The sequence below is a fragment of the Roseibium sp. HPY-6 genome (genome assembly GCF_040530035.1).
GTDB lineage: Bacteria > Pseudomonadota > Alphaproteobacteria > Rhizobiales > Stappiaceae > Roseibium.
Map to the genome: position 1 here is coordinate 258,126 of NZ_JBEWCD010000001.1, position 12,325 is coordinate 270,450.

The following is a 12,325-nucleotide window of genomic DNA, read 5'->3' on the forward strand; positions in this document are numbered from 1 at the left end:
TTCTTTGGATAACCGGCGTTCGGCGCGAACGCCCGAAAATTGCCTCTTTATGGTGTTTTGGACCATTTCACGCGCAAGGTTTTGTTAACCATGTTCGTAAACCGGCCAGTTACCATAACGCCGGATACTTGTGTGCGGGTGGGCGCGGACAATTGGGACTGTTTGTCGCCAAGCTGAAAGAAACTGGGACCGGAGCTATGCCTGCTGCGGTCAGTAGGGTGGTTGTGCCTTGATGCAATTGAATAGACAGGCAAACAGCCTGAAGAAACGCGCCAGGACGTTCAAAGACGAGCGTGCGTTTGCCATTGTTATCGCTGTCCTTGCCATCGGGCTTGCCGCAGCAGCGACTTCCGTGACCCTGTTTGGTCAGAATTTGGTCTCCGCCCATCTATCTGCGCCCCTTAGCGATCAGCAAGACATTGGGCTGGTGCACAGTGTGAACGAAGGGCTGGCCCTGCCTGCATCGAGGTCAGACCCGCACAGTACGGCATCAACACCCACTGGACTGGAAACTGATGCAATTTCAACTTCTCCTGCGTCCTTACCTTCGAGAACGGCGTCCAATGCAGGAGATGTCTTCCAGCAGGCCGCGCGCGCGCATTCGCACGCTCAGGCAAAGAGCGTTGCCCGGATCAAGCTCACCGCAAAACTCACGCATTTGAATTTTGCGCGATACATTGACGCCGCGCGCAAGGAAAACGCGGCAGCAAAACTGCTTGCGGCCAATCCCGCCGGGACGCACGATGCGTCTTCGCCGCAAAGCGAAGAAACGATAGAGGTTGCCGCTCTGGGTGAAACGATGGTGCCGGAAGCCGATAGCGTCCCGGAAACCGCTGTTGCTGCATCACTACCAGGTGCAATAGCGCTTGAAAGCGTAGCCGAGGACTTTACTCCGCAGGACGCGGTCGTAGCGCCAGTGCCGGGCACGAAGCCTGCCGCGCCGGTCCGGACAGCCTCTCTGACGCAGGACGGGAACGAAGCTCCGGTTAGAACAGCCCAGCCCGTGCTTGCCTACGCAACGCCAGGGAATCCCGACGAAGACAAAGACGGCGCGTTCAAGGGCATTGGCAAACTCTTCAGCGGCCTGAAAGGCGGGTTGCCCGGTCGTGGCAGCGGCATCGCCGTCTATGACATCAGCGCCGCAACTGTGCACATGCCTGACGGAACCAAGCTAGAGGCTCATTCAGGCATCGGCCACCGGAAGGACAATCCAAAGTACTCGCACGTGCGGAACCTCGGACCGACTCCGCCGAATATCTACGACCTGAGAATGCGTGAACGACGCTTCCACGGTGTCGAAGCCATCAGAATGCTGCCGCGCGATCTGGCAGCCATGAAGGGCAGAGACGGCATGCTCGCCCACTCGCCTCTCCTGCGCCGTACGAACGGTTCACATGGGTGCGTCGCTTTCAAGAACTACAACAAGTTTCTGAAGGCGTTCAAAGCTGGCAAGGTCAAGAAAATCATCGTTGTCCCTTCCATGGACAAACTTCCGAAATACATGGCAGCGCTCAATCGCAGCACCGGAACCTAGACTGCTTGCGGTCAGGCGGCAGATTGTTTAGAGCGGATACAGAACCGTTCTGTCCGGAGCCCTTCCTTGACCAAGATTCTGGCTTTTTTTCTGATCCTGATTGCCGCGATCCAGGTGATCAAACCGCTTGGTTGGCCAGGTCTCAAAAAGCGTTCAGATGCCTGGAAGCTTGTTGCCGGTGTGGTGGTTATCACGTTTTTGTCCGTGATCCTGAGCGCGCTCTTTCAAGGGTTTTGACAGCCGCTCGTCTGCACACCCGTATTTCCCTGTTTCACCGGTCTGACAAACAGGTAGACTTATGAGCAAAGAAGCAACGCTGTATCTGGTCTGCGGCAAGGTGGCGTCAGGAAAGTCAACACTGGCCCGATCGCTAGCAGCCGGTCCGGGTACTGTTCTCCTGTCGGAAGATGTCTGGCTGAAAGGCCTTTACGCGGATCGCCTCGAAACGCTTTCCGACTATGTAAAATACTCTGAAAGACTAAAGGTCACGCTGGAACCCCATATCGTCTGCCTTTTGCGCGCCGGGCTGTCGGTGGTGCTCGACTTTGCGGCCAACACGGTCGAAATGAGAAAGTGGATGCGCCGCCTCTTCGAAGCGGCCGGCTGTCCACACGAACTGCATCTGATCGATGTGCCGGACGAAGTCTGCAAACAGAGGCTTCGGGCACGCAATGCCGCAGGCACGCACGAGTTCCGTGTCTCCGATGAGCAGTTCGACAGGATCACAAGCCACTTTCAGCCGCCGACCGACACTGAAGGCTTCAATGTTCACCGGCATAGAGCTGAACAGAGGGACCCGACGTACGGCTGAACTCAGCGTTTGATCAGCGTCTCGTCCGGATCGTCAGCTTCCGGGTCGTAGTCGCTTGCATCAAAGCCGAGGAGATTCCAGGTCTGCTGCATATGTGGCGGCAACGGCGCTGAAACATCGATCATCCCGTGTCCGGACGGGTGCGGAATGACGATTCGGCGCGCAAGCAGATGCAGCCGGTTCTGGATACCGCCCGGCAGCTCCCAGTTCTCGATATTGAAATACTTGTCATCCCCGATGATCGGATGACCGATATGGGCGGCATGGGCCCTCAGCTGGTGCGTTCTGCCGGTCACCGGCTTCATCGTGACCCACGAGAGTTTCTGCGCCGATTGCTCAAAGACTGAGTAAAGCGAGACCGCGTGTTGGGCGTCATCTTCACCCTGCCGGGTGACACGCATCCGCTCTTCACCCTCGCTTCGTGCCAGGAATGTCGAGATGCGGCCCTGCCTCGGTTTGGGAACGCCAGCCAGCATGGTCCAATATATTTTCCGGGTGTTGCGGTGCCGGAACGCCTTCGTCAATTCCTGGGCGGCCTGCCGCGTGCGCGCCACCAGGATGATGCCCGATGTCTCGCGGTCGAGGCGGTGGACAAGGCGTGGCTTGTTGCCCTTCCGGTCTGTAAAGGCTTCCAGCATACCATCAAGATGGCGCTTGAGCCCCGACCCGCCCTGGACGGCGAGCCCGGCAGGCTTGTTCAAAACCATGACCTGATTGTCCTCGAAGAGTAACATCTCTTCGATCGCCTTGCGGTCATCGGCAATCAGTTTGGTGGATTTGGGCCGGGCGTTTTTCTTGTCATCCGCAGGCAGTTCAACACCAAGTGGCGGGATCCGGATCATCTGTCCTTTGGCAATGCGTGTGTTGGCCTCAGCACGCTTGCCGTCGACCCGCACCTGCCCGGTACGCAGCAGCTTCTGCAGCCGTCCAAATCCGAGGCCCGGGTAATGCGTCTTGAACCAACGGTCCAGGCGCATGCCCGCTTCATCGGCGCTGACATGTTTTTGTTCAATCGCGGACATAGTGTTCTCAAATCGGGCTGCGGACCGGAAAGGACCGCTGACAACCGGACGCCCGGGCGTAAACACCGGACGGATATTCGTTCCGGAGCGTATAGGCTCAATCAGTTCGAATTGGAAGGGAAACTTAAGTGACCACCTGCCGTGCAATCATCAACCCGGCAAAGACCGCCCCAATCGACAGAAGAACGGACGCGATAACATAAATCAGCGCAAGATGGGTATCGCCGCGCTCCCACAGCACAGATGTGTCCAACGAGAAGGCGGAAAACGTCGTGAACCCGCCAAGTATGCCGGTCGCGATGAAATAGCGCACGGTCTGGACATGTTGAAAATCGGATTTGACCAGCCATCCGATCAAGAGACCCATCGCCAGCGACCCGACCACATTAACTGTCAGCGTCCCGACCGGGAAACCGGTCCCGAAGAGCCTCAGGGTCAACAGCGCCACAAGATGACGTGCCCCTGCCCCAATACCACCACCCAGCATGACCAGAAGAAGATGTTTCAAGCTGTCTCCGTTTTTTTCAAACGCCGGATTTTAAATCTGAGTTGCATGGATGAGATGTCGTAACTCTTTTAACGCCAACTATAGGAAGCGACGCCAAAAAAAATCCATCGCAGCATTCAAATTTGGGAATCAATGGAAGATCGGCGATGAATTCGGCTTATTGTGCCGCACAACAAGCGTTGCATTTATTCAGCTCGAAAGCCCTAAACCTTAAACAAAAATACCCACCTGCTTTAGACTGCCCGACCGCGTCAACGCATTCAAACGCTGTACCGGATTTTTTTGGCCTCTAAATCGTGATGCGTCAGCGCGTCTTTATTCTAAAAAAGCAATTGAATTCCCTCAACGGTTAATATACTGTTAATTTGAGGTTTTGCCTCGCATCATCTGCGTTAGCTGTTTGCTGTTTTGGAATAGAGACTAAGTTTATTTATTTAACTATTTGAATTTCTGAGATAGCAAAGAGCGGACCCAACAAGGTTTTTTGGGGGTATTATGCTTAGACTTAACAAAATCTTGCTAACTGGCGTGGTTGCAGCTTCGCTGTACGCAACCGCTGCAACTGCCTCGGTAACGCGCGTTACCGAAGCGAATTTTGAAGCCAGTGCCGGTTTGATCACCTTCAGCGAATTCTCGCTGAATACAATTAATCCCACGTATGCTCCGGCAAACTACGGTGGTGGAGCTGGAAGTCCAACGGTAACTTTCGGCGGTTTCTTTCAGGGGCAGTCCCTGAGTGCCACTCCAGGAGTTGACTGTCCTGGCGCAGCAGCGTCTGCCTGTGTGGTCGGGACCCCAACGGGTGCATTGTCTTTGGACGCAAGTTCTCCGGACACATTCATCACAACGGACGGCTCCAACCCAACGTCTCCGGTGCTAAGTGGTAACCCAAGGTTCAATGGCCCGATTGCCGTTCTGTTCTCGGAAGATCAGTTTGGCGTGGGCTTCGACGGCGGCTTCTTCAATGCAGCCAACTCAACTGCAATTACCGCATTTGCGCGCGATGGCAGCTTGATCGGTAGCGTCGAGAATATCGGGCTTGGTATTGAATTCTTGGGTTTGGTATCTGCGACTGAAAATATTGCTGGTGTGTTCTTGGACCTTGTTGGAGCAGAGCCTTTCGGCTTCGCAATCGACAACATCCGCTTCGGGCGCCGTGGCGACATTAATCCACCAACAAGCATTATTCCGCTACCTGCTGCCTTGCCGATGTTTGTCGCAGGGCTTGGTGTACTGGGAATTGCCGGGTATCGCCGTCGCAAAAAAAGCTGATTTGAACCACAGTCAGCTCAGAGAACTGGAAAGCGGCTTTCGAGCCGCTTTTTTTGTTCTTTCCGTTAAGCGTCACATTTTCCCAACAGACGCCGCTCGACGCGCCAACCATCCTTCGATGCGCTTTGCAACATTGGGCATTGTCTGGCCATTGGATTCGTAAACTGTCAGAGGGACAGGGTCTGCAATATCATCGAAATACATCATTATGCGTTGAGTCCCACCGGTACTGTCTGGCATCCCGTCGAGACCTATTTTTGACAGTTTATCCAGTTCGTATTGTTTGCTTTCGCGACGGAACAGGCGTCGTCGATTGATATTTATGCGACCAGTTCGTGTGTCGAAAACAACTTTGATACTCTCAAAGTAAAATATGGTCGCGCCCAGAACTAAGGGCGGCAAGAGCAAAAACAGCCACGGAAACCTGCCGTCCGGAAGCATACCGGTCCAAACTGCGTAGCCAAATAGCGCACAGAGACAAAACGCGACAAACACCGGCAACCAAGGAGTGTCCGTTAGTACAAGTAACTCGTTGTTTTCTTGTCTTATTTTCATGCAGTTTTCTCAGTCTGTACGTTGACTCTCGCGCTCTGAAATCAATTGGTCCGGTTCAATTGATAGGACCCTTAGGATGGCCCAAATCCAAGCGGCCCTGGCGGCTCAATGAGCGCTCCAATCCGCATGAACTGGTCAAATTTGGGCCATCGGCACCTACAAGGACATGTCCGAACCAGTATCGTCTCCAGTTCTCGATTCTTGTTTTCCATGCTCCCTGATTGGTGTCTCCATAAGAGTATTGAAGCGTTTCCTTCTCATTAATTGGTCAACAGTCTCGCTAAACCTATCAGTCCCGGATGAGAGGCATCTCAGACACACGCTATGAACACTATGTGTGGATTATGCTCTTTATGCGTGTTAACGATAATCAGAGGCTTCAAATCGGGGTGGGCATTATGAACTTCTCGAAATCTGTTTTCTGGATGACGTCACTCGTCGGGCTGGCACTCATCAGCTCGCAATCTCTTCAAGCCGCAACCATCTTCACAAAAGGGGCCGGATCGGCGGTTTCAAGCGTTGATCTGATGGCAGATTTTGAGAGCAAGCTGGCGCTGACTGACAACCCGTATCTCGAAGGCGGGATGGCTTTTTCCCGTTCCAATCTCAGCTTCAATAATAACGGATGCGGATTTGCAGGATGTAGCAGTCACCCGGGCATTTCCGCCGGACCGACGCCATTTACCGGGAACTATATGTATGGCACGGGTGTACAAGGTAAATTCACCATCCGCACGTCGTCAGCGGACTTGTTTTACGGCCTCGAATTGATCTTGGGAACCGGCAACGTCGTCGGCGGAAATCCATACACGGTTGCCTGGAGCACGCGGCTTGGAGGCTCCCTGGTCTCAAGCGGTTCGGAAAACATTGGTTTGATGCTGCCTGCAATTTATGGGTGGCGCGATGCTGATGGCTTTGACGAACTTGTGTTCCGCGTTTTCAGAGAAGCAAGTAACGCACCTGCCTTTGACTCTGTGCGCGCGCAAACCACAAAAATTGCAACTCCTATCCCCTTGCCGACGACACTCTCGGTGCTTTTGGCAGGGATTGGTGTTTTGGGCTTGGCCGCATGGCGAAGACAAAGATCAAACCGGGTTTGAAGCCACGTGTTTTAAACTGCGGTCTTTTTGTCTAAGAGGCGTTCGGCTTGATCAGAAATTGAAGACGGTAAAGCGCGAACATTGGAACGACGCCCAGTTTGACCAAATACGCGTTTCCACCCACCTGAGACATAACGCATTGATCAGTGAATTGGTCAGTCGTTGGCGAGGTCGAAGGTGTGCCGCACCCGTCAGCAGAAACACCTTACGACCGATCACTTCGAGGCGCCGAATGTCCCGCATCCATGCAAGAACACCTCGTTCTGCTTTTTCGCGGCTCCGGTAGTCGCGGCTTAACGACAATTCTTTGGTTGGTGCAGCGAACACGAAACGCTCCAAGATCTTGCGGAACGCTGCCTAAAGGCAATCATACCAATCAATCCCGTAAGCAAAAGCTTGAACCCTTCGGGCAACAGGACCACCGTCATTGGTGGGAACCGATGCTTTTTGTTGTCTATGCCTGTCGTATCGCCACGGTTGAAGGCATGCGTGGGGAACTCGAAAAGCGTGACCTTCGATAGATTGGTTGTCCAATCAGAAGACGAAACCTCGCTTGAGGCGCATTCTAACAAGGTGGAATAGCTCCGCCAGGAATGCCGCCGATTTGTCCGGTTCTTCTTCCAGAATGGCCTGAAAGATGAGCGCACGTGCCAGATGCTCTGCTGCTGCGACGAGGTTCCACCTCCGGTAACTGACAGGACAATGCTGACCACCTTGTCGGCCATCCGACGCGTGTTTGATCAATATATCAAGGACTTTCGGTTTGGCTTTGATAATTGCCGCTATACGAAAGCAAAACCGAAAAATTTGAAACGATGACTTTCAACCACTCACACTAGGCCCGAGGTAATACACTACGGAAGCTGTATCGATGGTCATATGAACCAATGCTGAGCTAAATTTGAAGCCGCTAACGATCGCTTTACAATGCAGCGCGCTTTCCGCGGCGCCAGCCTGCTAAACCCAGCAACCCCAGGGCACAGCCGAGAAGCGGTAGTGCTGCCGGTAATGGTACAGGCGTGGGGCTTTTCAGTGTCGCATTTATCTCGACTTGATAGTCATAGAAAATAACGCTCGAAAACTTGAAATCGCCGCTGCCGTCACCTCTCAAGAACAAATTGAAATCCAATGGCAAACCGAGGTTTTGGGCGTTTGAAAGCGCTGCACCGACAGGAAGCTCGAACGTCGCAGGAAGATCTATGGGAATGCCGGAGTTGTAGTAGTACCCCGGCGCCGGTGTCAAAAGATCGAACCGCATCTGCTCTTCATCACCGCTCTCGACTGATTGAACGTGAGCCCGTCCCCAGCCTTCCTTGACAAAGCCGGCTTGCCGTATCGCCGAGACCGTTATGAAAGCCGAATTGATTACCGTGTCCGGCGCAGCAGAGAAATTGATCGTGTCATGGTCGATATCAACTTCACCGCTCAGATAGCGCCACATGCCGGCTGTTCCACTGATGGTGTTCAAGCCATCGGAAAGCGGCAAGGAAAGTGAATAAAGTGCATCCAGATCCCCCTGAAGCTTTTCAGAATAAGTAATCGCGTGCGCTGTCGCTGATGACAAAAGGCAAACGAGCGCAGCAATAGCACCAACCCAAAGTTTCCTAAGTGAAAGATTTCCAGAAATGGTCCGTCTCATCTGCCTGACCTTCGCTAGTCGATTCACAAACATGCTCGAACTTGAGCGCTTGGAAACACTCATCCGCTACGGAAACCGCGAAATTCCCGCTACCTGACATTTGGATTTGAGATCTGATGAAATCGCAGCACAAATTCCTCAAAACGCTCGAATCTTGAATGCGACGGAATGTCGAAATCAAAACTACGAAGATGTGGAATAAGTCGATTTCAGGTTACTCTTTTGTATTTCCTTCATACTTGCAGGAGCATTCAAATGCAATTAAAAAGTTAACATGTGAATTTTACAACTATTTTTGATTGAAATTAGAAGTGACAGCGCTTTTCATCTTGGAAAAAGCCTATGCTTCCATTCCTGTCGCTTGGATGCGCGGCAAGTAAGCTGTCCAAGCCCAAGCATCGTTCCATCTGCACAACATTCTCAAAAATAGCCTCTGAGCGCCGGATTAGCCTGATATAGCGGCGCAACAAGACGGTCTTCTGAATCCAGTACGGCCACATCGTGCATATGTTTCAGATCGCTATGCGGTGAGACAAAATCAGGCATTGACCACTTTTGACCGGCAACGTTTGACAGGACTTTGAAAAGATCAGGTGAAACAAGAAGCTTGAACTCTTCGTCTGACCTGCCCTCCAGCTTGCTGTTCAAGTGCGGAAATTCCGGGCTCACAAGTTGATATCCGGATCCGAAATACGGGATTAGAAAATGCTCCGATACGTGAGCAGGTTCTTTGTAATAGTCCCAAAACACTTTTGGCACGACGACAAAAACAGCGTTGCTCCAGTATGAAAAGGTGGATCGGTTCGACAGGTATTCGACATAGAACCGGCTGCTTTGACAATAAAGCGGCAGAAACTCCCGTCGCTCAGCTTCGCGGAAAACATTGCCGTAGCCCCTGTCCTTCCACGTCCACTCCACTTCATCAAGAAGTTGGTCACCGAGATAGACCGGAAACATCACGTGGTCGATTGTCAGCAACATTTCAAACATCCCTCAGCTTCGTCTCGCGCTGTTCATGCAGCGCATCCCAATGGCACCATTCTCAAGGAAGCAAACCCGACTTGTTCGGGCAAGGGCCAAGCCATCGGAAAGGCTCTTGTCGAGATCTCCTGAGCCAGCTGCAAATACGCCTGTTGGCAACACAATGCCCCCGGCAAAAACGTTAGACTTCCTCCGCCACATGGGCAAAATCCGGATAAATCGTCCGTATCAGAGTGTCGACGCGCTCAAGTTCTTCCGGGATTTCCTCGAGCTTGTCCCGTTCCTCTTCCAGAATTGCCAGGAAGATACGGGCCCGGGCCTGGTTGATTTGTTGCTGCGGCAACGTTCCCTCCCCGGCAGATGACAGGACGATACTGACCAGCCTGTCGGCTGCGTTGAGGCGTCCCCAAAGGTAGTCGTGTTCGCGCCAGCTTCTGTTGAAAAACGCACCGAAAGAGTTGAGCGCTTTCCCTTTCAGCTCGAAGCCCTCGGTGTAAAGGCTGGCAGCATCCCTGGGGCTGATCCGGTCGACAAGAATTTCCGTGACTTCTGAAAAGTCGTTTCTCTGCAGGACAGGAAACGTGATCAGGTCATAAAACCCGAAACCGACATAAGACCGTAACAAGGAGAGATGGCGTTCCCGGTCAAGAAGATCACGGGCCGTTTCGGCGAAGAGCTCATCATGCAAGCGGTCAAGATCAACCAGACCCATCATTTTGGAAAGGCCCGCCAGGAATGGTTCGACGTGTTCTTCTCTCCCGCAGCTGCCTGAGGCAGTGACTGCAAGTAGACCTTCCGACAGCTCACGGCTCTTGCCGCCGAAAAATCTTTCTGTCCAGCGCCAGCCGAGATGGTCGATCTGCTCGTAGAGTAGCCCCTTGAGGTGATCAAGGGCATTCGCATCCGGCGCGGGGAGCGATGTCCCCTTCCCCTGCTGATAAAATCCGTTGAGCTTACGGATCGCAAACCTCAGGCGCCGAATGCGGTAATCGACATCGAGACCACGCAGCAGCGAAATAATGTGCGGATCCGTTCGCCCAAGGCCGTCCTTGCTTTCAGCAGCAAGTGTATTGAAATGACCGGAAAACAGCGACAGGACTGCCTCTTCGCGCACGGGCAGATCGGCAGTATGGCCAAGTTTATGGGTCAATCCGGCCAGCCGCTCCGCAAGCGCGTGCAGCTTAAGCGACTGATAGTTCAAAAACGCAAAACCGGCCTGCTCGAATGCGGTATTGGTGGCATCTCGCCGGCATTTGGAAAGAACCTCCGCGGTGATCGACTTGCGCCTTGGCAACAAGGGCATGACGGCCTGTTCAACAACCGGGCCGGTCGCATCGATGAGTTGTGCGAGCCAGCGGCTACGCCGGTTGTTCTGCTCCAGCTCCTTCAGATCATCGCCAATTGGCTCGTTTCGGGGAATATGTGCAAGAGATGCCAGGATAACCCTGAAGAAGCCTGGAAGTTCCAGTGGCCCGCTTTTGTTTTCGCTCATATCAACCGGTGCCGGGTCAACGTAGATCAGGCGTCTCGCGACTTCGCGCGCAGCCGGCCTTTCCTCAATGACTTCGATCACGGGCGCAAACGGCTTGTTCATGACAACACTGCCATCGACAAAACAGTGCTGGGCGGTCGTTTCGGGAGTGAGGCAGAGTTCGCGACCAAGAAACGCCTCACGCCCGGGCCATGCATGTCCTGCCTTTGAAAGCGCGCGCTCCATTTCGGCAACGGTCGCCGGCGGGAACGCGCCGGGGAAAGACGATGTCGCCCGTGCAGTGAAGACCAGTTCGGGAATGTTGGCAGCGTCAAACTGGCTCTCCACAAACCCCGGCGTGCGATGAACGGCATGAAATTTCAGGATACGCCGATGATCCCATTCTTCTACGAAGGCCGGATCATCCAGAAGTATGCGTCGCTTGACCCCGTTATAGTCGGTGATTGTGACGAACAGGTCCAGCGTCTGCCCGCGCGGTATAAGCGTTCGCTCAGAACCGTTTCCGGTCTCCATCTTCAGGCATGCATCCAACATCCACCCGATGAAGCGTTCTCCGGAAAACGGCGGGGAAAACCATCTCGCCTGCATGAATTGGCGAAGCTTTTCTCGGGTTTCCACACTTTTGATCTGCTTGTCGAGGCGGCTGGAAATAAGCTGATCGAGGACGGGCGAAATCGACAGCTTCAGATAGCGGGAGAGACCCGATTGAGGCCGCGACAACCGCGTAACGTCAGCGTTTTCAAGCCACATCTCGCTGTGGCTTTCCAGCGGCAGATCGTGCGCGATCGCACGCGCGAGCATGATACCATTGACGCCGCCCGCTGAGGCACCTGCAATTGCGTCAACCACAACACGGATATCGGCGACGCCGGACAAGAGATCAAGCAAGTCCTGGTAAGCTCTTTGAACGGGCTGTAGCGCTGGCGTTTCAGTGCTTTGAGAACTGCCAGCGTTTCTGTCCAGCCGGTAGCTGGAAGCCCGGACAAGGTTCAGGATCTCGCGGCTGACGCCATGCATGTATATGGCGAGTGAAACACCGCCATAAAGCACAAGCGCAAGTCTGAGTTCGATTTCCTTCATGAAACTGCCAGCCGGACTGATGAGAATGGTCTATCAGAAAAGAATTGTCATATTCCTTAAATGGCGATGAACGTGCGGATACAAAGAAACAGGCACACGCGCACGCAATCATATCTGATCACGCTTTCGAAGGGAAAATGTGTGGCGCAAACGTGCGTGCGAGACTGAAGCGACACGTGGCGTTACACTTTTTCACGCAGTGGCCGGTGTCTTTCCGCTAAAGTGTTTCACGCTGTTCTTTCTGATTCCGTACGGAACCGGCAGCCAGGCAATTGGCAATGCACATACTCAAGACCAGATAACGCGAGATGACAAAGACCCAGAAAAAAGG

The 12,325-nt window shown here is 53.5% G+C and carries 12 protein-coding genes; 5 read left to right on the top strand and 7 right to left on the bottom strand.

Features of this window, described 5'->3' with window-relative positions:
- Positions 1 to 232 precede the first annotated feature (232 nt).
- The 3 genes from ABVF61_RS01205 (at position 233) to ABVF61_RS01215 (ending at position 2,345) form a co-directional block, all read left to right on the top strand.
- The gene (locus ABVF61_RS01205; protein WP_353991723.1) at positions 233 to 1,534 is read left to right on the top strand and encodes a DUF2778 domain-containing protein; all 1,302 of its coding nucleotides are present in this window, start codon (positions 233 to 235) and stop codon (positions 1,532 to 1,534) included.
- Positions 1,535 to 1,600: 66 nt separating this feature from the next.
- A complete protein-coding gene (locus ABVF61_RS01210) occupies positions 1,601 to 1,771 on the top strand; it encodes a hypothetical protein (RefSeq protein ID WP_353991724.1) in 171 nt (56 codons plus the stop codon).
- 61 nt (positions 1,772 to 1,832) lie between these two features.
- On the top strand, positions 1,833 to 2,345 hold the full coding sequence (locus ABVF61_RS01215; RefSeq protein ID WP_353991725.1) for a P-loop nucleotide/nucleoside kinase family protein: 513 nt from the start codon (positions 1,833 to 1,835) through the stop codon (positions 2,343 to 2,345).
- 2 nt (positions 2,346 to 2,347) lie between these two features.
- On the opposite strand, the gene ABVF61_RS01220 is transcribed toward ABVF61_RS01215, so the two are convergent.
- Positions 2,348 to 3,367 (bottom strand): RluA family pseudouridine synthase, encoded by a 1,020-nt coding sequence (locus tag ABVF61_RS01220; RefSeq protein WP_353991726.1) that lies wholly within the window; start codon positions 3,365 to 3,367, stop codon positions 2,348 to 2,350.
- Positions 3,368 to 3,491: 124 nt separating this feature from the next.
- Complete coding sequence (gene crcB, locus ABVF61_RS01225; RefSeq protein ID WP_353991727.1) at positions 3,492 to 3,875, bottom strand: fluoride efflux transporter CrcB; 384 nt, start codon at positions 3,873 to 3,875, stop codon at positions 3,492 to 3,494.
- A gap of 495 nt (positions 3,876 to 4,370) precedes the next feature.
- Between crcB and ABVF61_RS01230 the strand changes: the two genes are divergently transcribed.
- The gene (locus ABVF61_RS01230) at positions 4,371 to 5,147 is read left to right on the top strand and encodes a hypothetical protein (RefSeq protein ID WP_353991728.1); all 777 of its coding nucleotides are present in this window, start codon (positions 4,371 to 4,373) and stop codon (positions 5,145 to 5,147) included.
- Positions 5,148 to 5,219: 72 nt separating this feature from the next.
- Here ABVF61_RS01230 and ABVF61_RS01235 read toward each other — a convergent pair whose 3' ends face one another.
- A complete protein-coding gene (locus ABVF61_RS01235) occupies positions 5,220 to 5,702 on the bottom strand; it encodes a hypothetical protein (RefSeq protein ID WP_353991729.1) in 483 nt (160 codons plus the stop codon).
- 344 nt (positions 5,703 to 6,046) lie between these two features.
- Here ABVF61_RS01235 and ABVF61_RS01240 point away from each other — a divergent pair, with 344 nt between their 5' ends.
- Positions 6,047 to 6,802 (top strand): PEP-CTERM sorting domain-containing protein, encoded by a 756-nt coding sequence (locus ABVF61_RS01240; protein ID WP_353991730.1) that lies wholly within the window; start codon positions 6,047 to 6,049, stop codon positions 6,800 to 6,802.
- Between the two features lie 51 nt (positions 6,803 to 6,853).
- On the opposite strand, the gene ABVF61_RS01245 is transcribed toward ABVF61_RS01240, so the two are convergent.
- The 4 genes from ABVF61_RS01245 to ABVF61_RS01260 all read right to left on the bottom strand — a co-directional run bounded on the left by ABVF61_RS01245 (position 6,854) and on the right by ABVF61_RS01260 (position 11,994).
- The gene (locus ABVF61_RS01245) at positions 6,854 to 7,129 is read right to left on the bottom strand and encodes a hypothetical protein (RefSeq protein WP_353991731.1); all 276 of its coding nucleotides are present in this window, start codon (positions 7,127 to 7,129) and stop codon (positions 6,854 to 6,856) included.
- A 595-nt stretch (positions 7,130 to 7,724) separates the two neighbouring features.
- Positions 7,725 to 8,441, bottom strand: a complete 717-nt coding sequence (locus ABVF61_RS01250; protein WP_353991732.1) for a hypothetical protein — start codon at positions 8,439 to 8,441, stop codon at positions 7,725 to 7,727.
- A 420-nt stretch (positions 8,442 to 8,861) separates the two neighbouring features.
- Complete coding sequence (locus ABVF61_RS01255; RefSeq protein ID WP_353991733.1) at positions 8,862 to 9,422, bottom strand: hypothetical protein; 561 nt, start codon at positions 9,420 to 9,422, stop codon at positions 8,862 to 8,864.
- A gap of 181 nt (positions 9,423 to 9,603) precedes the next feature.
- Positions 9,604 to 11,994 (bottom strand): patatin-like protein, encoded by a 2,391-nt coding sequence (locus tag ABVF61_RS01260; RefSeq protein WP_353991734.1) that lies wholly within the window; start codon positions 11,992 to 11,994, stop codon positions 9,604 to 9,606.
- Positions 11,995 to 12,325 lie beyond the last annotated feature (331 nt).